The 19,570-nt window shown below is 75.4% G+C and carries 19 protein-coding genes; 6 read left to right on the top strand and 13 right to left on the bottom strand.

All coding sequences use genetic code 11. From position 1 onward, the window contains the following. Window positions 1-60: 60 nt before the first annotated feature. Complete coding sequence (gene phoU / locus ACIA8Q_RS22985; RefSeq protein WP_360211269.1) at window positions 61-741, top strand: phosphate signaling complex protein PhoU; 681 nt, start codon at window positions 61-63, stop codon at window positions 739-741. 205 nt (window positions 742-946) lie between these two features. Next, window positions 947-1,123, top strand: coding sequence for a hypothetical protein (locus ACIA8Q_RS22980; protein WP_360211267.1), 177 nt, complete (start codon window positions 947-949; stop codon window positions 1,121-1,123). 94 nt (window positions 1,124-1,217) lie between these two features. Here ACIA8Q_RS22980 and ACIA8Q_RS22975 read toward each other — a convergent pair whose 3' ends face one another. Next, the gene (locus ACIA8Q_RS22975; protein ID WP_360211265.1) at window positions 1,218-1,808 is read right to left on the bottom strand and encodes a lytic polysaccharide monooxygenase; all 591 of its coding nucleotides are present in this window, start codon (window positions 1,806-1,808) and stop codon (window positions 1,218-1,220) included. A 294-nt stretch (window positions 1,809-2,102) separates the two neighbouring features. Here ACIA8Q_RS22975 and ACIA8Q_RS22970 point away from each other — a divergent pair, with 294 nt between their 5' ends. Next, complete coding sequence (locus ACIA8Q_RS22970) at window positions 2,103-3,311, top strand: IS30 family transposase (protein ID WP_360211263.1); 1,209 nt, start codon at window positions 2,103-2,105, stop codon at window positions 3,309-3,311. 74 nt (window positions 3,312-3,385) lie between these two features. On the opposite strand, the gene ACIA8Q_RS22965 is transcribed toward ACIA8Q_RS22970, so the two are convergent. After that, the gene (locus ACIA8Q_RS22965) at window positions 3,386-4,144 is read right to left on the bottom strand and encodes a phosphoglyceromutase (RefSeq protein ID WP_360211261.1); all 759 of its coding nucleotides are present in this window, start codon (window positions 4,142-4,144) and stop codon (window positions 3,386-3,388) included. A 149-nt stretch (window positions 4,145-4,293) separates the two neighbouring features. Between ACIA8Q_RS22965 and ACIA8Q_RS22960 the strand changes: the two genes are divergently transcribed. After that, a complete protein-coding gene (locus ACIA8Q_RS22960; protein WP_396317612.1) occupies window positions 4,294-5,640 on the top strand; it encodes an MFS transporter in 1,347 nt (448 codons plus the stop codon). Window positions 5,641-5,687: 47 nt separating this feature from the next. On the opposite strand, the gene ACIA8Q_RS22955 is transcribed toward ACIA8Q_RS22960, so the two are convergent. After that, window positions 5,688-6,215, bottom strand: coding sequence for a YbjN domain-containing protein (locus ACIA8Q_RS22955; RefSeq protein ID WP_360211257.1), 528 nt, complete (start codon window positions 6,213-6,215; stop codon window positions 5,688-5,690). Between the two features lie 98 nt (window positions 6,216-6,313). Then, the gene (gene mshA, locus ACIA8Q_RS22950) at window positions 6,314-7,684 is read right to left on the bottom strand and encodes a D-inositol-3-phosphate glycosyltransferase (RefSeq protein WP_387902142.1); all 1,371 of its coding nucleotides are present in this window, start codon (window positions 7,682-7,684) and stop codon (window positions 6,314-6,316) included. Between the two features lie 217 nt (window positions 7,685-7,901). Here mshA and ACIA8Q_RS22945 point away from each other — a divergent pair, with 217 nt between their 5' ends. Continuing rightward, window positions 7,902-8,732, top strand: coding sequence for a class I SAM-dependent methyltransferase (locus ACIA8Q_RS22945; RefSeq protein ID WP_360211255.1), 831 nt, complete (start codon window positions 7,902-7,904; stop codon window positions 8,730-8,732). Between the two features lie 353 nt (window positions 8,733-9,085). Here ACIA8Q_RS22945 and ACIA8Q_RS22940 read toward each other — a convergent pair whose 3' ends face one another. Beyond that, window positions 9,086-9,643: an O-acetyl-ADP-ribose deacetylase gene (locus ACIA8Q_RS22940; RefSeq protein WP_360211314.1), complete on the bottom strand. Its 558-nt coding sequence runs from the start codon at window positions 9,641-9,643 to the stop codon at window positions 9,086-9,088. A 347-nt stretch (window positions 9,644-9,990) separates the two neighbouring features. Here ACIA8Q_RS22940 and ACIA8Q_RS22935 point away from each other — a divergent pair, with 347 nt between their 5' ends. Next, window positions 9,991-11,352: a PP2C family protein-serine/threonine phosphatase gene (locus ACIA8Q_RS22935; protein ID WP_387901991.1), complete on the top strand. Its 1,362-nt coding sequence runs from the start codon at window positions 9,991-9,993 to the stop codon at window positions 11,350-11,352. 175 nt (window positions 11,353-11,527) lie between these two features. On the opposite strand, the gene ACIA8Q_RS22930 is transcribed toward ACIA8Q_RS22935, so the two are convergent. The 8 genes from ACIA8Q_RS22930 to ACIA8Q_RS22895 all read right to left on the bottom strand — a co-directional run bounded on the left by ACIA8Q_RS22930 (window position 11,528) and on the right by ACIA8Q_RS22895 (window position 19,496). After that, entirely contained in the window at window positions 11,528-11,878 is a 351-nt protein-coding gene (locus ACIA8Q_RS22930) for a DUF2516 family protein (protein WP_396317611.1), read from the bottom strand. Between the two features lie 123 nt (window positions 11,879-12,001). Continuing rightward, window positions 12,002-12,556, bottom strand: a complete 555-nt coding sequence (locus ACIA8Q_RS22925) for a hypothetical protein (protein ID WP_360211251.1) — start codon at window positions 12,554-12,556, stop codon at window positions 12,002-12,004. A gap of 2 nt (window positions 12,557-12,558) precedes the next feature. Beyond that, window positions 12,559-13,011 (bottom strand): helix-turn-helix transcriptional regulator, encoded by a 453-nt coding sequence (locus ACIA8Q_RS22920; protein ID WP_360211249.1) that lies wholly within the window; start codon window positions 13,009-13,011, stop codon window positions 12,559-12,561. Window positions 13,012-13,080: 69 nt separating this feature from the next. Further along, a complete protein-coding gene (locus tag ACIA8Q_RS22915; protein WP_360211247.1) occupies window positions 13,081-13,728 on the bottom strand; it encodes a nucleoside deaminase in 648 nt (215 codons plus the stop codon). Between the two features lie 32 nt (window positions 13,729-13,760). Then, complete coding sequence (locus ACIA8Q_RS22910; protein WP_360211245.1) at window positions 13,761-14,888, bottom strand: MerR family transcriptional regulator; 1,128 nt, start codon at window positions 14,886-14,888, stop codon at window positions 13,761-13,763. 33 nt (window positions 14,889-14,921) lie between these two features. Continuing rightward, window positions 14,922-15,506 (bottom strand): sigma factor-like helix-turn-helix DNA-binding protein, encoded by a 585-nt coding sequence (locus ACIA8Q_RS22905; protein ID WP_396317610.1) that lies wholly within the window; start codon window positions 15,504-15,506, stop codon window positions 14,922-14,924. A gap of 379 nt (window positions 15,507-15,885) precedes the next feature. Further along, on the bottom strand, window positions 15,886-16,170 hold the full coding sequence (locus ACIA8Q_RS22900) for a hypothetical protein (protein ID WP_387901976.1): 285 nt from the start codon (window positions 16,168-16,170) through the stop codon (window positions 15,886-15,888). Continuing rightward, window positions 16,167-19,496 (bottom strand): SNF2-related protein, encoded by a 3,330-nt coding sequence (locus ACIA8Q_RS22895; RefSeq protein WP_396317609.1) that lies wholly within the window; start codon window positions 19,494-19,496, stop codon window positions 16,167-16,169. The genes ACIA8Q_RS22900 and ACIA8Q_RS22895 overlap by 4 nt, the downstream gene beginning before the upstream one ends. Window positions 19,497-19,570 lie beyond the last annotated feature (74 nt).

Below are 19,570 nucleotides of genomic sequence, written 5' to 3'. Positions count from 1 at the left end.
CGACGGTCGGACGGGAGGACCGGTCGGCACCGCCACCGACACAGCTTCTGAGGAGAGAGCATGCGCGACGCGTACCACGAGGAACTCGATGCGATCGGCGACAGCCTGGTCGAGATGGCCCGGCTGGTCGGCTCGGCCCTGGGCCGGGCCACCACCGCACTCCTCGACGCGGACCTGGCGCTGGCGGAGAGCGTGATCGCCGCCGACGAGAAGATCAACGAGCTGCACCACGAGCTGGAGGACCGGGCGATCGACCTGCTCGCCCGCCAGCAGCCGGTCGCCACCGACCTGCGCATCGTGGTCACCTCGCTGCGGATGAGCGCCGACCTGGAGCGCTGCGGCGACCTCGCCCGGCACGTCGCCAAGGTCGCGCGGATGCGCTACCCCGACTCGGCCGTCCCCGGCGACCTGCACTCGACCGTCCTGGAGATGGGGCAGCTCGCCCAGCGCCTGGTGGCCAAGGCGGGCCTGGTGATCGCGACCAAGGACGTGGACAAGGCCCTGGAGATGGAGCAGGACGACGACGCGATCGACACCCTGCACCGCGAGCTGCTGTCGCACCTGATCGACGACCGCTGGCACCACGGGATCGAGACCGCCGTCGACCTCACCCTGGTCGGCCGCTACTACGAGCGCTTCGCGGACCACGCGGTGTCGGTCGCCAAGCGCGTGGTGTACCTGGTGACGGGCGAGCACGTGGCCGAGTTCGTGGCCTCCTCGGAGGCCGCCGCCGCGGAGTGACCGCCGGCCGCGCCGGCACGGCCGCCCCGCTCGGCGGGGCGGCCGCTCACCCCTCGGGGTGAGTAAACCCGCGGCGGGGGTGGTGGGGAAGCACGGCCCTTCGTACTCCCCACCCCTGCGCGCCCGTTGACGCTCCCTCCGATCGGCGGTTTCACTCGAAGCCGTGGGCACCGACGCGTGCCCGTCACTAGGAGGGTTCAGCACGATGAACGCCAACCCCACCCGACCGGCACCGGCCCACGACACTTCCACGCCGCCCGCCCCCAGGCTGCTGCCCGTCCTCGCGGCCGGCTGCGGCTGCGGTCCGGGCTGCGGCTGCGGCTGCCAGTCCGGCGCGCCCTGCCAGTGCGGCGGCGTGGACGGTGGCTGCTGCGGCCACTGAGGACGCCCCGGGCCGCCCCGACCACCCGGGTGCGCGACCGCCACGACCGGCAGCCGCGCACCCGGACACGTCCTCCGGGGCCTCGGGGCGGGTCTCAGAACTGCACGTCGGTGCAGGAGTAGAAGGCGTTCCCGGTGTCGGCGATCTCCCAGACCGAGACGACCACCTGGTGGCCGGTCCGCCCGCTCGGGAGGGTCGCGGTGTGGCTGAGGGTGCTCGGCACCTGACGGCCGTTGTAGGGGACGGTCAGGAAGGGCGTCAGCTCCAGGCTCGCCCTGGTGACCGGCCGGCTCGCGTCGTAACCCGCCTTGGTCAGGTAGTACTTGAAGCTCGTGGTCGCGTGCCGCGCGGTGAACTTCCAGGTGAAGGTGAGCTGCTGGCCCGCCCGCACCGACGTGGCCGGCCAGGCGCCGCCGTGCGGGTCGTCCAGCTCCGCGAAGCGCGAGTTGCCGCCGGCGCAGATGGTGCCGTCCGCGGGCCCGGAGTTCGGGAAGCCCTTCGGGCCCTCGACGCTCTGCGGCTCCCACTGGATGTCCCCGCAGTCCCAGGCCACCGCGTCCGCTCCGCAGAGCGCGGCCCGGCTGGGCGGCGTCGAGATGTAGCCGTGGGACTGCGCCGGGAGCGCGAAGGTGAGCGGGATCGCGAGCGCGGCGACGGCCGCCCCGACGATGTGACGTGTGCGCATGGTGCTCCTCCGTGGGGGTGGATGGAGAGTGCGCCGGGGCGCGGTCGCGCGCGTGGGGTGCGGCGGCCAGGACGGGGGGATCCTTGGCATGCTTGCGCCAGCCGGTGCCCTCACGGTAGGAGCAGCCGCCACCACCCGTCAATGGTCTGAACCATTTTCGCCGACCACAACTCCCCTGCCACACAGGCTGGTTGACCACCCCCACCGACACGCCACCCCCGGAACGACAAAGGCCCCGCCCCCGGCGAACTTGGGTTCTAGCGGTTGTCGCAACACCCCAGCTGAAGGGGTGCGATGGACTTCGAGATTCGCGGGGACCGGAAGCCGCAGGGGCCCAGGAAGCTCCGTGCCGAACGGGAGGAATACTTCCGGCTCGTGCGACAGGGCTACAGCAACAGAGAGGCGTCCCGGCTGGTGGGCGTTCACCCGCGTACTGGACGCGAGTGGCGCAACGGCCGGACGGACCCGAAGAGGTTCAGGGCGCCCGCTCGACCCGAGCGGGCGCCCTGCGCCGTGTCCCGGTACCTGCGTGAGGACGAGCGGATCCACATCGCCGACCGGATCCGCGAGAAGGCCACCATCCGGGCGATCGCCGGCGAGCTGGGCCGCAGCCCGTCCACGATCAGTCGGGAGATCCGGCGCAACAGCCGTCCGGGCAGCGGAAGTTACCGGCCCCATGCCGCCCAGGCCCGTGCCGATGCCCGACGGCCCCGGCCGAAGACAGGGAAGATCGCCGAGAACGCCGGGCTGCGGGACTTCATCCAGGACCGCCTGGACAGGAAGTGGAGTCCGGAGCAGATCTGCCAGGCTCTGCGGGACACCTTTCCCGAGCGGCCGGAGATGCACGTGGTACACGAAACGGTCTACCAGGCCCTGTATGTCCAGGGCCGGGGTGAACTGCGCCGTGAGCTCGCGGCAGCCCTGCGCACCGGACGCGCGCGCCGCAAGCCGCACCGCCAGGCCGCCTGCCGGCAGCCGCGTTTCGCCACCCCGATGGTGATGATCAGCGAACGGCCCGCCGAGGTCGAGGACCGGGCCGTCCCCGGGCATTGGGAAGGCGATCTGATCATCGGCAAGGACGGCGGCTCCGCCATCGGCACGCTGGTCGAACGGGCCACCCGCTACGTGATGCTCGTGCACCTGCCCCATGGCCGCACCGCCGAGCAGGTCCGCGACGCCCTGGTGGCCACCGTCCGGGCCCTGCCCACCCACCTGGTCCGCTCGCTGACCTGGGACCAGGGCGCCGAGATGGCCGCCCACGGCTCGTTCACGATCGCCACCGACATCCCGGTCTACTTCTGCGATCCCGCCAGCCCGTGGCAGCGAGGCTCGAACGAGAACACGAACGGCCTGCTGAGGCAATACTTCCCCAAGGGCACCGACCTCGCCGTCCACGACCCGGAACACCTGGCCCACGTCGCCGCCGAACTCAACGGCCGCCCACGCAAAACGCTCGGCTGGGAAACCCCAGCCGAGCGCCTGCATAGACTCGTCGCGGCCTGATCAAACCGACCACGTGTTGCAACGACCCCTAGAACCCAAGGAACCGGGAGGCGGGGCCTGCAAGCAGTCGGGCGTTACTTCTTGCCCTGGTTCTTGACGGCCTCGATGGCGGCGGCGGCGGCCTCCGCGTCGAGGTAGCGGCCGCCCTTGGCGACGGGCTTGAAGTCGGCGTCGAGCTCGTAGACGAGCGGGATGCCGGTCGGGATGTTCAGGCCGGCGATGTCCTCGTCGGAGATGCCGTCGAGGTGCTTGACCAGCGCGCGCAGGCTGTTGCCGTGGGCGGTGACCAGGACGGTCTTGCCGGCGGCGAGGTCCGGGACGATGGCGTCGTACCAGTACGGGAGCATCCGCTCGACGACGTCCTTGAGGCACTCGGTGCGCGGACGCAGCTCGCTCGGGATCTCCGCGTAGCGGGCGTCACCGGCCTGCGAGTACTCGTTGTCGTCGGCCAGCACCGGCGGCGGGGTGTCGTAGGAGCGACGCCACAGCTGGAACTGCTCCTCGCCGAACTCGGCCAGGGTCTGGGCCTTGTCCTTGCCCTGGAGCGCGCCGTAGTGCCGCTCGTTCAGGCGCCAGCTGCGGTTGACCGGGATCCAGTGGCGGTCGGCCTTGTCCAGGGCGATCTGCGAGGTGCGGATGGCACGGCGCAGCAGCGAGGTGTGCACCACGTCGGGGAACAGGCCCTCGGCGGCCAGGAGCTCGCCACCGCGGGCGGCCTCCTTCTCGCCCTTCTCGTTGAGGTCGACGTCGACCCAACCGGTGAACAGGTTCTTCTGGTTCCACTGGCTCTCGCCGTGGCGAAGCAGGATGAGTCGGTACGTCGTGTCAGCCATGGCCACCAGCTTAGTGGAGCCCGAAAAAGCGCTGGTGGGGACCTCAACCCCATGTGTAATGTCTGCGCAGCAGGAATGACACTTACACGCGTCGGCTGGCCGGGCCTGCCCGTTCCGCTCAGCGGACGCCCGCACACGGGAGCCCCCACATGCTCTTCGCCGCACCGGCCAACCCACGGATCCGAAGAGTGGTGCAGGAGACGGTGGGCGGGCTGCCGCGCCAGTTCTGGTGGCTCTGGGTGTCCACGCTGGTCAACCGGCTCGGCGCCTTCGTGGTCACCTTCCTGGCGCTCTACCTGACCAGCGAGCGCGGGTACTCGCCCTTCTACGCGGGCCTGGTGGCCTCCCTGTTCGGCCTCGGTGCGGCGTCCTCGGCGATCGTCGCCGGTGTGCTGACCGACCGGATCGGGCGCCGGCCGACCCTGGTCGCCGCCCAGCTCGGCGCGGCCCTGTTCACCGCCGTGCTCGGCTTCGCGGACGGCCGGGTGGCCATCGCCGTGGTGGCCTTCCTGGTCGGCTTCTGCAACAACGCCACCCGGCCCGCCACCTCGGCGATCATCGCCGACATCGTGCCGGTCGAGGACCGCGTCCGCGCCTACTCGCTGAACTTCTGGGCGATCAACCTCGGCTTCGGCCTCTCCTCCGCCGTCGCCGGTGTGATCGCCACCCACGGCTACCTCGCGCTGTTCCTGCTGGACGCGCTCTCCACGGTGCTCTGCGCGGTGGTGATCTTCGTCAGGATCCCGGAGACCAAGCCCGACGCCCCGGCCGCGAAGTCCGCGGAGCCGGCGGTCGGCATCGTCACCGTCTTCCGGGACCGCCGGTTCATGGCGGTGGTCGGGCTCACCCTGGTGCTCGCCCTGGTGCTCCAGCAGGGCTCCACCACGCTCGCGGTGGAGATGGGCCGCTGGGGGATCACCTCCACCCAGTACGGCCTGGTCATCGGGCTGAACGGGCTGCTGATCGTGCTGCTGCAGATCCCGCTCTCCCGCTGGGTCGAGGGGCGCAGCCGGACGGCCATGCTGGCGGCGGCCGCGCTCTTCATCGGCTGGGGGTTCGGGCTGACGGCGCTGGCCGGCTCGTCCGCCTGGTTCTACGCGCTCACGGTGGCGGTCTGGACGATCGGGGAGATCCTCTACACGCCGACCCTGATGGGCCTGGTCGCCGAGCTGTCGCCGACCCACGCGCGCGGTCGTTACCAGGGCGTGTACTCGCTCTCCTGGTCGCTCGCCTCGTTCCTGGGGCCGGCCGCGGGCGGTCTGCTGCTGGAACGGGCCGGCGGCGGGGTGCTCTGGACCGCCTGCGGGATGTGCGGCACGGCCGCCGCGGTCGGCTACGTGCTGCTGGCGCGCCGGCCGGGCCCCGCAGCGGTCGGCGGGAGCGGGGCGACCGCGGTGGTGGCGACGGCCCCGGTTCCCCCGACTGCCGTCGCGACCGCGGCTCCCGTCGTGACCGGGGCTCCCGTCGCGACGGCGAAGGCTCCGGCGGACGCCTGAGGTCGGGGCGGCCCGGGGCGGCCGGGCCCGGTCCCGGCGGCCGGCGGTCAGTCGGCCGCGGGGGCGGGGGCGGCCGGGGCGGCGAGGTGGGCGAAGGCGGCCAGGTTGCGGGTGGACTCCCCGCGCTTGGTGCGCCACTCCCACTCGCGCCGGATCGCCGAGGCGAAGCCCAGCTCCAGCAGGGTGTTGAACGGCTCGTCGGCGTTCTCCAGCACCGTGCCGAGCAGCCGGTCCACGGCGTCCGGGGTGAGCACCTCGAGCGGCAGGCGGCCGGCCAGGTAGACGTCGCCGAGCGGGTCGACGGCGTACGCGACGCCGTACAGCCGGGTGTTGCGCTCCAGCAGCCAGCGGTAGACGCCCTCGTGGTTCTCGTCCGGGCGGCGGATCACGAAGGCGTTCACCGACAGGGTGTGGTCGCCGACCCGCAGGGCGCAGGCGGTGCTCAGCTTGCGGGTGCCCGGGAGCGTCACGACCAGCGTGTACGGATCCGTGGCGGCCGGCTCCCAGGCCGCGCCGGCGTCGTCCAGGGCGGTGCGCAGGAGGGTCAGGGCCTCGTCCTTGGTGCGGATTGCCATGAGGGTGACGTTACTCGGCGGTACCGGCCGCGCGCACCAGCGGGACACGGCCCGGCGGCGTGCCCCGGCGGCCGGCCGCTGCCGGCCGCCGGGCCGGCTCAGGCCAGTCGGCGGCGGGCGGCGGCCAGCCGCCCGGCCGGGCGGGCCAGGCTGCCGGCGTAGACGTCGGCGGTGGTGGCCGCGGCGGTGTCCCAGCCGAAGCCGGCCGCGTGCCGGGCCGCCGCCGCACCGCGCAGGGCGACCAGGTCCGGGTCGATGACGTACGGCTCCAGCGCGTGCGCCCAGGCCACCGGGTCGTGGCCGTCGACCAGCGTGCCCGTCCGGCCGTCCCGCACCGCGACCGGCAGTCCGCCGACGGCGGCCGCCACCACCGGGGTGCCGCAGGCCTGCGCCTCCAGGGCGACCAGCCCGAAGGACTCGCTGTACGAGGGCATCACCAGCGCCGTCGCCGCGCGGTACCACTCGGCGAGCCGCGCCTGGCCGACCGGCGGGTGGAAGCGCACCACGTCGCCGATGCCCAGCTGGGCGGCGAGCTTGTGCAGGCTCTCCGGCCGGGCCAGCCCGGTGCCCGAGGGGCCGCCGACCACCGGCACCACCAGGCGCTCGCGCAGCTCGGGGCGGCGCGCGAGCAGCTCGCCGACCGCCCGCAGCAGCACGTCCGGCGCCTTCAGCGGCTGGATCCGCCCGGCGAAGAGCAGCACCGCGGCGTCCTGCGGCAGGCCGAGCCGGGCCCGGGCCCCGGCGCGCGCGGACGGCCCGCCCGGGCGGAACACCTCCAGGTTGACCCCGGGGTGGACGACGGCCAGCTGGTCGGGCCGGGCGGCGTAGTGCAGGGCGAGCTCGGCGGCCTCCTCGGTGGTGTTGGCGATCAGCCGGTCGGCCGCCTCCACCACCTGGGTCTCACCGATCACCCGTGCCGCGGGCTCGGGCGTGTCGCCCTCGGCCAGCGCCGCGTTCTTGACCTTGGCCATGGTGTGCATGGTGTGCACCAGCGGCACCCCCCAGCGCTGCGCCGCCAGCCAGCCGACCTGCCCGGAGAGCCAGTAGTGCGAGTGCACCAGGTCGTAGTGGCCGGGGCGGTGCCCCGCCTCCGTCCGCAGCACGCCGTGGGTGAAGGCGCACAGCTGGGCCGGCAGGTCCTCCTTCAGCAGGCCCTCGTACGGCCCGGCGGTGACGTGCCGGACCAGGACGCCCGGGGCCAGCTCGACGGTGGGCGCGTCGTCCGAGCAGATCGCCCGGGTGAACACCTCCACCTCGATGTTCAGCGCGGCCAGCCGCTTGGCCAGCTCCACGATGTAGACGTTCATGCCGCCGGCGTCGCCCGTGCCGGGCTGGTGCAGGGGCGAGGTGTGGACGCTCAGCATGGCTATCCGGCGCGGGCGGCGGCGGCCCGGCACGAGTGACTGGAGCCGGCCCCGCGCGGGAGCGGCGGGCTGGGCACGGCGTACCGAACGGACGGGGTGCTGGATCACCTGACTGAAGCCTCCTCTGTGCGGCCCGTCTCGACGGCCCGCGCACGGGCCGCCCGTTGTCCGGTGTGCGCTGCCCCGTCCGGGCACACATCACCACCAGTGTGCCAACCGCGCGTGGACCGCCCCGCATTCCCGGTCCGGCCGACGAGCCCGCGGGCCGGGCGACGCCGCAGGTCACGGCGGTGCCGCCGGCGGCCCGGATACCCTTCCAGGCATGGCTGCCTCCTTCGACCCCCCGACCGCACCCGCCCGCGGGCGGACCGGGCGGCCGGTCGGGACGGTCACCCGGGGCACCACCAACACCAACCGGCTGCGGCGGATGGACCGCTGGATCGCCCACGCGCTCGGCCGCACGCTGCGCGCCGCCGAGCGGCCGCCCGTCGCGGTCGACCTCGGCTACGGCGCCGCGCCGTGGACGGCCGTCGAACTGGCCGGACGGCTGCACGCGGTGCGCCCGGACGTCCGGGTGGTCGGGATCGAGATCGAGCCGGAGCGGGTCGCGGCCGCGCTGCCGTACGCCCGGCCGCCCCTGCTCACCTTCCGGCGCGGCGGCTTCGAGGTGCCGCTGGACGGCGGCGCGCCGGCCCAGCTGATCCGGGCCGCCAACGTGCTGCGGCAGTACGAGGAGTCGGCGGTGGCCGCGGTGTGGGAGCGGCTCTGCGCCCGGCTGGCCCCGGACGGGCTGCTGGTCGAGGGCACCTGCGACGAGATCGGGCGCCGGCACGTCTGGGTGGCGCTCGGCCCCGAGGGCCCCCGGACGGTGACCTTCGCGGCCCGGCTGGGCGGCCTCGACCAACCCTCCGACCTGGCCGAACGGCTGCCGAAGGCGCTGATCCACCACAACGTGCCGGGCCGGCCGGTGCACGCCTTCCTGGCCGACTTCGACCGGGCCTGGGCGGCGGCCGCGCCGTACGGGGCCTTCGGCGCCCGGCAGCGCTGGGTGGCGGCGTGCACCGCGCTGGCGGGCGCCTGGCCGCTGGTGGACGCGCGCGGGCGGTGGCGGCAGGGCGAGGTCACGGTGCCGTGGAGCGCGCTCGCGCCGTAGCCCCGGTTCCGACGCCCGTGGGCGACGTTTCCGGTGCCCGTGGGCGACGTTTCCGGTGCCCGTGCGGTCGGCCCTGGTGCACGATCCCGCACGATCCCGCTCATTCACTCGAACGAGTTATCGAATACCTCTGGCGTGTTGACGCCCCGCCACGCCACGATGGACGCCACCGGACGGTGCCACCGCACCACCGCCCGGCCCCGGACGTGCCCTGGTCACGCCCGGGCCGCGACCGATCCAGCCCGTACAGGGAACGCCCCTCGCAGGACACCCCGCGCAGGAAGACCCCACGCAACAACAGAGCCGGACGACGACAGAGCCGGACGACGACAGCCGCGCGCGCCCAGCCCGCGCTACCCCAGCCCGAGCAGCTCCCGCCCGACCCGGTCGAACACCTCGTACATCGACGCCCCGAACAGCACGAACCGCACCTCCGCCAGCTCCGCGCCCGCCCGCGCGTCACCGCCGTCCAGCACCTGCGCGACGGTGCCGAGCGCGATCCGGGCCGCGTCGGCCGGCGGCCAGCCGTACACCCCGGCCGACACCGCCGGGAACGCCACCGTGCGCGCGCCGAGCTCCGCCGCCGTGCGCAGCGACTCGCGATAGCAGGAGGCCAGCAGCCCCGCCCGCTCCTCGTACTCCTCCTCCAGGTACACCGGCCCGACGGTGTGCACCACCCACCGGGCCGGCAGCCGCCCGGCCGTCGTCGCCACCGCGCGCCCCGTGGGCAGCCCTCCGCCCCAGTGCGAGGCGCGCAGGCGGCGGCAGTCCTCCAGGACCTGCGGCCCGCCCTTGCGGTGGATCGCGCCGTCCACGCCGCCACCGCCCAGCAGAGAGGAGTTCGCGGCGTTCACCACCGCGTCCACCTGCTGTTCCGTGATGTCACCCTCGACCAGGGTGATCCGCGTCACCGTCATCCGTTCCCTCTCCCCACCCGGCCCGGCCGCCACAGGGGCGGGATCCGAGCCGTCGTCCGAGTCCCATCACCACACCGCCACCGGCGTGGCAATAACCACAACGGCGCCGGTCGGCCAGAGAAATCCCCGGAGATCACGTTATGGTCGCGAGAAGTTCCCCGACGCACGGTGCCAGGCGGGCACTGCGGACGGACGCCGACCGTTACGCACTCGGGGAAAGGGAGGAACCACCGATGCCCGCAACGGGAGACGGGCGGGCACCTGGTGCCGCGGACCTGCCGGGCGCCCATGACGGCGCCCCCGTCGGCCATGCCCGTAACCGCCCGACCAGCAGCAATCCGGTGACGTCCCCTCCCCAGATACCTCACCCGCGGTCCCAGGCCCGAAACGCCCAACCGGCCGAGACCTCCGTCACGCACGGCAGCGCACCGCTCAGGCTGCTGGTCATCGAGGACGACGCCTCCGACGCACAGCTGATCAAGGCGGCGGTCGCCGACAGCGGCACCTCCATCGAGATCCACTGGGCCCGCGGCCTGGAACAGGCCACCGAGCTGCTGGGCGCTCCCCCGCACGGCGCCCGGCGCGGTCGCCCCCGCAGCGCCGAGTTCAGCTGCGTGCTGCTCGACCTGGCCGCACCCGCCGACCTGCCGCACCCCTCCGACGCCTCGGACGGCCTGGAGGGACTGCACGAGCTGCTCCGCCGGGCCCCGCACACCGCGGTGGTGGTCCTCACCGACGCGGCCGGCGCCGAACTGGGCGCGGCCGCCGTCGCCGCCGGCGCCCAGGACTTCCTGATCAAGCACGAGACGGACGGCCCGCTGCTCGCCCGCGCCCTGCGCTACGCCGTCGAACGCAAGCGCGCCGACGAGTCCCAACGCCGCCTGGTCGAGGCCGAACTGCGCGGCCAGGAGAACGCCCGGCTCCAGCGCCACCTGCTGCCCACCCCGCTGCTCGACGGCGCCGGCCTCTCCTTCACCCGGCGCTACCGCCCCGGCCGCCGCCGCGCCCTGCTCGGCGGCGACTTCTACGACGCCGTCCGCACCGACGACGGCACCGTCCACGTCGTGATCGGCGACGTCTGCGGCCACGGCCCGGACGAGGCCGCCCTCGGCGTCGCCCTCCGGATAGCGTGGCGCACCCTCGTCTTCGCGGGCCTCACCGGCGAGGAGCTGCTCACCACCCTCCAGCACGTGCTGGAGCACGAGCGGCGCAGCGACGAGATCTTCGCGACGCTGTGCATGCTCGTCATCGAGCCCGGCGGCTCCAGCGGCGACCTCAGCTCCCTCGGCACCTGCGAACGGGCCCGCCTCTACCTCGCCGGGCACCCCGCACCCCTGCTGCTCGGCCGCGACCACGAACCGCTCACCCTGCCCGCCGACCTCGCCGGGCCCGCGCTCGGACTGCTGCCCTGCCACGACGGAGGGGCCGCCTGGCCCGCGCACGAGCTCGAACTCCACCCCGGCTGGCGGCTCCTGCTCTACACCGACGGGCTGATCGAGGGCCGGGTCGGGGCCGGCTCCCGCCGCCTCGGCCAGGACGGGCTGGCGGACCTCATCGGCGACCACCAGGCCGCCGGGCTCACCCGGGGCCGGCTCGTCGACAGCGCCATCGCCGAGGTCGAGGAGCTGAACGGCGGCGCGCTGACGGACGACGTCGCGGTGCTGCTGCTGGAACGCAACCCGGTACAGCTGATCCTCGGTTGATCCCCCGGCCGAGGCCGCCCGGACAGGACCGGACACGCTCCGACCCGGCCGGGCGCTGACCGGCGGCACCGGCCGGGCACGACCGGGCACCACCGGACCGGCCGGGCCCCGGACGCGCGACGGCCCGGGCGGGTGAACCACCCGCCCGGGCCGTGACGTCGACGGACCGCCCGGTCTACCAGGGCCCGTACGGACCGGTGTTGCTGCGGCCGCCCCGGCCGGTGCCGCCGGTCAGCGCCCGGATCGCCGGGCGCACGTCCACCACGTAGACGATCGACGCGACCAGGCCGGCGAGCGTCCCGATGCCGGTGAAGAAGTTGACCCCGAAGAGCAGGTCCCAGCCGAAGGCGATCGCCAGGATCGCCAGCCAGAACGGCTTGGTCTTCTTGTCCGCCGCCCGGTAGGCGTCCTCGCGGCGGGTGGCCGCGTCGAGCAGGGCGAACAGCTTGTAGGCCAGGATCGCGACGGACATCCACCAGATCGGGTTCAGGTAGGCCAAGTCCAGAATCTGGGCCACTCCGCCCATCGTGTTCTCCTCTGTCTCCCGGCTCCGGCGCTCCGGCCGCCGTCCATCCTGGCACGCCGGGCCGTCCGCCCTGGGGTCAACGTCCCGCGGTCACCGGATGTGCCCCGTTCGGCGGCCCTTCACTCACCGGGAGTCGGTGGAACCCTTCCGGGCGCGGGTGGACCGCTTCGGGGCGGCCGGCGCCGCGGCCCCGGTGTCGTCGGCGGAGCCCCCGGCGGGCTCGTCCTCGACCAGCTCGGCCTCGACCGGCTCCTGCTCCTGCTCCACGACCACCGGCTGCGACGACTCGGCGGGGGCGGCCGGACGGGTCCGGTCCACCACGGCCTTGCCGCGCTCGGCCAGCTCGTCGTACGCCTCCTTGGCCTTCACCGCCAGCTCGACCGCGCGACCGACCTGCTGGAGCGCGAAGCTCTGGGCCTGCTCCTGCAGCACCTTCACGTCGACCGGGAAGGCCGCGACGCTGCCGGTGACCTTGGCCTGCGCCTCGGCCAGCTTCGTCTGCGCCTCCTGCAGGCGGGCGGTGGCCATCTCCTGCGCGCCCTTGCGGTCCGCCGCCAGCGCCTCCACCCGGGCCGGCACCTCGCGCAGCTTCTCGTAGGCGAGGTCCCCGGCGCCGGCGAGGGCGTACAGCGGGGTCGGGTCGCTGAGGGTCTTCTTGATCTCGTCGGTGATCGGCATGCTTACCGGTCCTCCCGGTGGGTGTTCTGGTGGGCTGAGCCGTCGGTCGTCGGGCCGGAGGCTGGTGGAGTGCCGGCGCCGGGCACGGCCTCGGCGGCCGGGCCCCGCAGGGCGGCGTTCTCCTTGAGGAAGGCGTCGTAGACCGCGAGCAGCGCCTGCTTCTGCTGCTCGTTGACCAGCGGATCGGCCAGGATCGCGGCCCGCAGTTCCAGGCCCTCACCGCGCCGCTCCTCCAGGATCCCGGCCTGGACGTACAGCGTCTCCGCCGAGATCCGCAGCGCCTTGGCGATCTGCTGCAGGATCTCCGCGCTCGGCTTGCGCAACCCTCGCTCGATCTGGCTGAGGTACGGGTTCGACACGCCGGCGGCCTCCGCCAGCTGCCGCAGTGAGTACTGCGCGTTCCGGCGCTGCTCGCGGATGTACTCGCCCAGCGAGCCGACGTTCAGTGAGGCCATGCCAGCAGCGTGCAGCATTGCGCTTGCAAATGCAAGCAGGGTGCTAGCAGCAGCAAACGCCCGGAGCGGTCAGGCCCCGGGGCCGGCGGCGGCGGTGATGCGGGGCCAGAGGGCGGCGAGGAGGGCGGGGAGGTCCGCCGAGCGGAGGGCCGGGTCGGTGCCGAGGTCGACGGCGAGCCGGGCGGTGGCGGGGTCGGCGCGGAGGGCGGCCCGGACGGTGCGGTGCTCGGGGCCGGCCCGGCGCACGGTGTCGGCGAGGAACAGCGCGGTGGCGACCGCCCCGGGCCAGCCTTCCGGGGCCGGCCCGAGGGTGCGGACGGTCTCCGCCGGCCGGTGCCCGACCGACTCCGCCCACGGGTCGGCGGCGAGGTAGCGGACCGTCCCGACGCCCGTGAAGGCCGCGGCGGCCGCGCGCATCGCGCAGGGCCGGTGGCTGCTCCACAGGGTGTGGGTGGTCAGGTCCCAGGCCGTGCGGGCCCCGGCGAGCGCGTTGAGTTCGGCGTGCGCGAGCGGGGTGCCCCGGAGGGCGTCGGCGCCGCCCCCGGCGTCGTACGCGCGGTTGCGGCCCTCGGCGACGATCGCGCCGGCGGCGTCGGTGAGCACGGCGCCCACCGGCAGGCCGCCGGCACGCCAGGCCTGGTGGGCGAGTTCCAGGCACCGGCGTGCGGCGGGTGCGAGCGCGGGCCAGGCGGCGGCGAAGCCTCCGGAGGTCTCCATGCGGCGACCCTAGGGTCCGACGCCCGGGCGGATCACTCGGAGGATCCGACGGGTTCGGGCACCCGGACCGGCATCAGGACGGAGAAGGTGCCGTCCCGGCCCGGGGTGCGGATCGCCAACGGGGCGATCGGGCCGCCGAGTTCGAGCACCAGCTGCTCGGGCCGACCGGCCCGCAGGGCGTCCAGCAGGAAGTCGCGGTTGACCGCCACCCGCAGGGCGTCGGACGCCGTCCCGTCGTCGGCGACCGTGAGGCCGCCGTCCGCGGTGAGGGCGAGGACGGTGACGGCGCACTCCGCGCCGTGCGGCCCGGAGGGCAGGGTGCGGGTGGCGCCGTTCTCGACGGCGGTGCGCAGTTCGGCGGCGGAGAGGCCGATCCGGTGCTCCGGTTCGAGCCGGGTGACCGCGCGGTGGTCCGGGTAGTCGAAGTCCAGGACGGTGCCCTCGATCCGGTGGCCGCCGGTCTCGGCGCGGACCAGGCCGCCGCCGAGGGTGAGCGCGACCCCGGTGGGGCCCTCCGCCGCCGCGCCGAGCAGCGCGCGCAGGGCGTCCACCAGTGCGGTGGGGACGATCACGCCGGCGGCGGCCGCGGAGCCCGTCGAGGGGTCGGCGGAGGCGGGCAGCTCGGCGAGCGCCATCCGGTGGCGGTCGGTGGCGACCAGCCGCAGCACCGGCCCGTCCGGCTCGAACAGCACCCCGGCGAGGGCGGGGGCCTCCGGGCCCCCTCCGACGGCGAAGCGCACCGCGTCCAGGGCGGCGGCCAGCTCCTCGGACCGGACGGTGAGGCGGGACTCGGCGGGTGTGGCGGTCATCGGTCGCTCCCTCTGGTCGATCATCACGCGGATCAGGGAGAGCTCGCGGCGGGCGTCCGTGAGGCCGTCCTCCAGCCGGCGCAGGTGCGCGTCGAGCACCCGCCGGGCCTCGCCGGAGCCGGGGGCCGCGCCGAGCACGGCGCGGATGCCGGCCAGCGGCAGGCCGACCCGGCGCAGCCGGGCCAGCAGGCGGGCGTCGGCGAGTTGCCCGGGCCGGTACCAGCGGTAGCCGGTCTGCGGGTCGACCCAGGCGGGGGCGAGCACCTCCGCGCCGTCGTAGTAGCGCAGGGTGCCGACCCCGAGGCCGCTGGCACGGGCCAGTTCGCCGATGCTGTGCAGCTCGCTCTCCATGCCGTGACTCTGCGGGCTCGACCAGGTCGAGGGTCAAGCCCCGCCCGGGGCACCGGTCAGGCCCGGGGCACCGGTCAGGTGGGCGAGCTTCGCCGGGTTGCGGACGGTGCGCAGCTCGGCGATCCGCAGCCCGCCGTCCGGCGCCTCGACGAACTCGAGGACGGAGACGGCGTCGACCACGCCGTCCAGGGTGAGCAGCAGACCGGGCTGGCCGTTGACCAGCACCGGCCGGGCGGCGGCGCCCCCGCCCAGTCGGCCGAGCACGCCGAGCAGGAAGCGGGCGACGTTCCGGGCGCCGGTGACCGGACGCAGCGCGGCACTGACCACCCCGCCCCCGTCGGTCCAGGCGGTGACCTCGGGGGCGAGCAGTTCGAGCACCCGGTTGAGGTCGCCGCCGGCGCAGGCCGCGAGGAACTCGTCGGTGGCCCGGCGGCGCAGTTCCGGCGGGGCGTCGTAGCGCGGCCGACGGGCCCGGACGTGCGCCCTGGCCCGGCTGCCGACCTGGCGGCAGGCGGCCTCGGTGCGGTCCAGCGCCTCGGCGATCTCCCGGTAGGAGAAGCCGAAGGCCTCGTTGAGGACGAAGACGGCCCGTTCCAGCGGCGAGAGGCTCTCCAGCACGACCAGCAGGGCGAGCGAGACCGTCTCGGCACGCTCGGCCCCGTCGGCCGCGTCCGGTCCGGCGACCAGCGGCTCGGGCAGCCAGGTGCCGGGGTAGGTCTCGCGGCGGACGGCCGCCGAACCGAGCCGGGTGAGCGCGAGGTTGGTGACCGTCCGGGCCAGGTAGCCGCCCGGGTTGGCGACCGGGCCGCGGACCCGGGTCCAGCGCAGCCAGGTGTCCTGGACGAGGTCCTCGGCGTCGGTGAGGCTGCCGAGCTCCGGTAGGCGATGCCGAAGATCATCCGGCGGTGCTGCTCGAAGTCCTCCGGGCCCGCGGCGTCGGGAGTGTCGGTCACCCGGCCGACGCTACCCCACGCGGCCGGCGCGGCCGGAGGGTGCGTCAGTCGAGGAAGGCCCGGTAGGCGGGGGCGAGCAGGGTGGCGAGGTCGCGGCCCCGGACGGTCACGCCGGACCGGCCGAGGCGGCGGAGCGAGGGCCCCCCGGCCTCGTCGGGGTGCTCGGGCGGGGCCGGGCGCAGGGTGAACCCGCCGCCCCAGTAGGCGGCGACGTTCACCGCGGGGGCGTTCGGCGCGGGGGCGGGCGGCGCCGGGGCGTTCGCGGGAGCGTTCGGCCCGGCGGCGTCCGTGGCCGGAGCGTCCGCGGCGGGGGTGGGCCGGTCCGTCATGCGTCCTCCTCGGCGACGGCGTCCTCGCGGGTGAGCGCGACCAGTTCGCGCAGGGCCTCCACCGGCAGGTCGGTCAGCCAGCGCTCCCCCGCGCCGACCACCGACTCGGCCAGGGACCTCTTGGCCGCCAGGAGTTCGTCGATCCGCTCCTCGACGGTGCCGACGCAGACCAGGCGGCGGACCTGGACGTCCCGGCGCTGGCCGATCCGGAACGCGCGGTCGGTGGCCTGCTCCTCGACGGCCGGGTTCCACCAGCGGTCCAGGTGGATCACCTGGTTGGCGGCCGTCAGGTTGAGCCCGGTGCCGCCGGCCCGCAGCGAGAGCAGGAACACCCCGGGCCCGTCCGGGGACTGGAATCGCTCGACCAGCTCCTCGCGGCGCGCCCGCGGGACTCCCCCGTGCAGGTGGAGCACCTCCTCCCCGAGCCGGCGGGCCAGGTACGGGCGGAGCATGGTGCCGAACTCGGCGTACTGGGTGAAGACCAGGGTGCGGTCCCCCTCCGCCAGCGCCTCCTCCAGCAGCTCCGCCAGTCGGGCCACCTTGCCGGACCGCTCACCCAACGCCGAGCCGTCGTGCAGCAGTTGGGCCGGGTGGTTGCACACCTGCTTGAGCTTGCCGATCGCGGCGAGCACCGTACCGCGCCGCTCGACGCCCCGGACGCCCTCGACCCGTTGCAGCAGGTCGGCCACCACGGCCTGGTAGAGGCCGGCCTGTTCGGCGGTGAGGCTGCACCAGACGGTCATCTCCTGCTTCCCCGGCAGCTCGGCCGCCACCGCCGGATCGGACTTGAGCCGGCGCAGCACGAACGGCTCGGTGCGGCGCCGGAGTTCGGCGGTGCGCTCGGGGTTGCGGTGCAGTTCCACCGGGATCGCGTAGCGCTCCTTGAAGCGTTCGGCCGGGCCGAGCAGCCCGGGGTTGGCGAAGTCCAGGACGGCGTGCAGCTCGGCCAGCCGGTTCTCGACCGGGGTGCCGGTCAGGGCGATCCGGTGCCGGATGACGGGCAGCGCGCGGACGGCCCGGGACTGCGCGGCACCGGCGTTCTTGATGTGCTGCGCCTCGTCGGCGACCACCCGCCGCCAGCGGACGGCGCGCAGTGCCGCGAGGTCGCGCTGGACCAGCCCGTAGGTGGTGATGACGAGGTCCACGCCCCGCAGGGCGTCGGCGAGCCCGTCCGGGCCGAGGCGGTCGGAGCCGTGGTGCACGTACCGCCGCAGGCCGGGGGCGAAGCGCTCGGCCTCCCGCTGCCAGTTCCCGACCAGGGACATCGGACAGACCAGCAGGGTGGGGCCGGTGGCGCCCTCGGCTCGCTCGACGGCCAGCAGGGCGAGGGTCTGGACGGTCTTGCCGAGGCCCATGTCGTCGGCGAGCACCGCGCCGAGGCCGAGCCCGCTCATCGCCCGCAGCCAGGCCAGCCCGCGCTCCTGGTAGGGCCGCAGGACGGCACCGAAGTCCGGGGGCAGGGCGGGCACGGGGGCGGGGGCGGCGCGCCCGGCGAGGAGGTCCCCGAGCGGGCCGTCCGCGCGGACGGCGGTGACGGGCAGACCGGCGACCACGGCCTCGGGGTCGAGGGCCAGGCGCAGCAGGTCGGCGGTGGCGAGGACGCCGTCGCGCTGCTCGGCGAGGAAGGCCAGCGCCGCGGCGATCTGCGCCTGGTCGGCCTCCAGCCAGGTGCCGCGCACCCGGACCAGGCCCTTCTTGGCGTCGGCGAGTTCGGCGAGCTCCCGCTCGGTGAGCGGCGGGCCGTCCGGGCCGAGCGCGGCCTGCCAGCGGAAGGCGACCACGGTGTCCCGGTCGACCTGGCTGGTGACGGCGAGCGAACCGGGCGCGGGCGGGGTGGTGGCGCGCAGGGCGAGCCCGAGCCGGGGACGGCGGCGCCACCAGGCGGGCAGCAGGACGCCGAAGCCGCCCTCGGCGAGGTCGGGCGCGGCGGTGCGCAGGAAGTCCAGTGCGCCGGCCCGGTCGAGGGGCAGGACGGCCGGGCGGGAGCGGTGGCGCAGGGCCGCCAGGGCCGGCCAGCGGTGCGCGGCGCGGGCGAGTTCGGCGACCAGGACGTCGGCCGGGTCCGGCGCCTTGCGGGACAGCGCGGCGAGGGCGGCGCCGCCGTCGTGCAGGTCGGCGGCGCGGACCAGCAGGGAGGGCTCGTCGACGGCCTGGAGGAGGAACTCCAGCTGCCAGGCGTCGTCGGAGGGCCGGCCCTCGGCGTCGTCCGGGTCGGGCCCGAGCGGCTCCAGCAGGCGGAAGCAGAGCCGCAGGGCGGGCGCGGTGGGCTCGGCGGCGGCGTACCAGGCGGTGATCCGGCGGCGCAGGTCGGCGAGGTCGGCGGGGCCCCCGGCGGGGAGGTTCGCGGCGGCGGGGTTCGCGGCGGGGAGGTCGCCCTCGGGGTCGGCCGCGAGAGCGCCGTCCGGGGTGGTGAGGGCGTGCAGCCAGCGTTCGGCGGCGGTGCCGGCCCGCGCCCCGTCCGGGACCAGCGGGGGCGCCCCGGCCAGGGCGGCCCGGGCCTCGGCGTCCACCAGGGCTCCGAGGACGGCGTCCAGCAGGGCCTCGCCGGTGGCGGCGGGCGGTCCGGCGGAGGCCGGTCCGGACGGCGGTCCGGCGGAGGCCGGTCCGGACGGCGTTCCGGCGGGATGTCCGGCGGGAGTCGTTCCGGCGGGCGTCGCTTCGGCGCCCGGGCCGGTGGCGGCCGCTTCCGCGGCGTTCGGCCACCCGCCGAGCAGGACGGGTGGGCAGTCGGCCGCCAGTCCGGCGGCCTCCCGGAGGCCGGCCGGGGTGAGGTCGGGGCGCCAGCGGGCCTGCGGGCGGCCGTCCACCAGGACGGGCAGCGGCAGCACCCGGCCGTGGCCGACCGCCCGCCAGGCGAGGTCGTGGACGCCGGTGAGCCAGCGCAGCGAGGCCCCGTGCACCACCTCGACCCGTCCGGCGCCGGGCAGGTCGGTGCTGGTGACGGCCCAGTGCGGGTCGAAGACCTCGCCGAGCAGCTGGGCGGCGGCCGCGGTGTCGAAGAGCAGGGCCGGGACCCGCCAGGGGGCGAGCGCGGCGGCGCCCCGGGCGGGGGTGACCGGGAGGTCGGGCGAGGGTGCGGGCAGGGCGCCGACGGTGGGCAGCAGCAGGGTGGCCCAGCGCTCGGGCGCCCGCCCGGCGAGCCAGCCGAGGCCGGGCCCGATGCCCCCGAGGACGGCGGCCAGTGCGGCGGCCGGGCAGGCGTAGGGGTGGGCGCGCGGGGCGGGCCGGTCGGGCCCGGGCCCGGCGGCACCGGGGTGGGCCCGGGCGTCCTCGGCCCAGAGCGCCAGCCGCCCGTCCGCCCGCCAGAGCGCGTGCAGGACGAACATGCGGGTGGGCCTCTCCGGGTGGGTGGATCCGTCCTTCGCAGGGTAGCCGGGAGGTCCGACAGGGCCGGTCCGCC

Origin of the sequence: Kitasatospora sp. NPDC051705 (genome assembly GCF_044453265.1) — a bacterium.
Lineage (GTDB): Bacteria > Actinomycetota > Actinomycetes > Streptomycetales > Streptomycetaceae > Kitasatospora.
The sequence above is the reverse complement of the archived record's forward strand: the minus strand, read 5'-3'. Positions and strand labels throughout refer to the sequence as shown.

What these genes read in the sequence shown, in the direction of transcription:
- ACIA8Q_RS22920 (WP_360211249.1), bottom strand. Translation starts at nt 13,011, where the DNA reads ATGGCCTCACTGAACGTCGGCTCGCTGGGCGAGTACATCCGCGAGCAG.
- ACIA8Q_RS22900 (WP_387901976.1), bottom strand. Translation starts at nt 16,170, where the DNA reads ATGACGGACCGGCCCACCCCCGCCGCGGACGCTCCGGCCACGGACGCC.
- ACIA8Q_RS22915 (WP_360211247.1), bottom strand. Translation starts at nt 13,728, where the DNA reads ATGGAGACCTCCGGAGGCTTCGCCGCCGCCTGGCCCGCGCTCGCACCC.
- ACIA8Q_RS22970 (WP_360211263.1), top strand. Translation starts at nt 2,103, where the DNA reads ATGGACTTCGAGATTCGCGGGGACCGGAAGCCGCAGGGGCCCAGGAAG.
- ACIA8Q_RS22980 (WP_360211267.1), top strand. Translation starts at nt 947, where the DNA reads ATGAACGCCAACCCCACCCGACCGGCACCGGCCCACGACACTTCCACG.
- ACIA8Q_RS22895 (WP_396317609.1), bottom strand. Translation starts at nt 19,496, where the DNA reads ATGTTCGTCCTGCACGCGCTCTGGCGGGCGGACGGGCGGCTGGCGCTC.
- ACIA8Q_RS22910 (WP_360211245.1), bottom strand. Translation starts at nt 14,888, where the DNA reads ATGGAGAGCGAGCTGCACAGCATCGGCGAACTGGCCCGTGCCAGCGGC.
- ACIA8Q_RS22925 (WP_360211251.1), bottom strand. Translation starts at nt 12,556, where the DNA reads ATGCCGATCACCGACGAGATCAAGAAGACCCTCAGCGACCCGACCCCG.
- ACIA8Q_RS22965 (WP_360211261.1), bottom strand. Translation starts at nt 4,144, where the DNA reads ATGGCTGACACGACGTACCGACTCATCCTGCTTCGCCACGGCGAGAGC.
- phoU (WP_360211269.1), top strand. Translation starts at nt 61, where the DNA reads ATGCGCGACGCGTACCACGAGGAACTCGATGCGATCGGCGACAGCCTG.
- ACIA8Q_RS22975 (WP_360211265.1), bottom strand. Translation starts at nt 1,808, where the DNA reads ATGCGCACACGTCACATCGTCGGGGCGGCCGTCGCCGCGCTCGCGATC.
- ACIA8Q_RS22955 (WP_360211257.1), bottom strand. Translation starts at nt 6,215, where the DNA reads ATGGCAATCCGCACCAAGGACGAGGCCCTGACCCTCCTGCGCACCGCC.
- ACIA8Q_RS22930 (WP_396317611.1), bottom strand. Translation starts at nt 11,878, where the DNA reads ATGGGCGGAGTGGCCCAGATTCTGGACTTGGCCTACCTGAACCCGATC.
- ACIA8Q_RS22960 (WP_396317612.1), top strand. Translation starts at nt 4,294, where the DNA reads ATGCTCTTCGCCGCACCGGCCAACCCACGGATCCGAAGAGTGGTGCAG.
- ACIA8Q_RS22945 (WP_360211255.1), top strand. Translation starts at nt 7,902, where the DNA reads ATGGCTGCCTCCTTCGACCCCCCGACCGCACCCGCCCGCGGGCGGACC.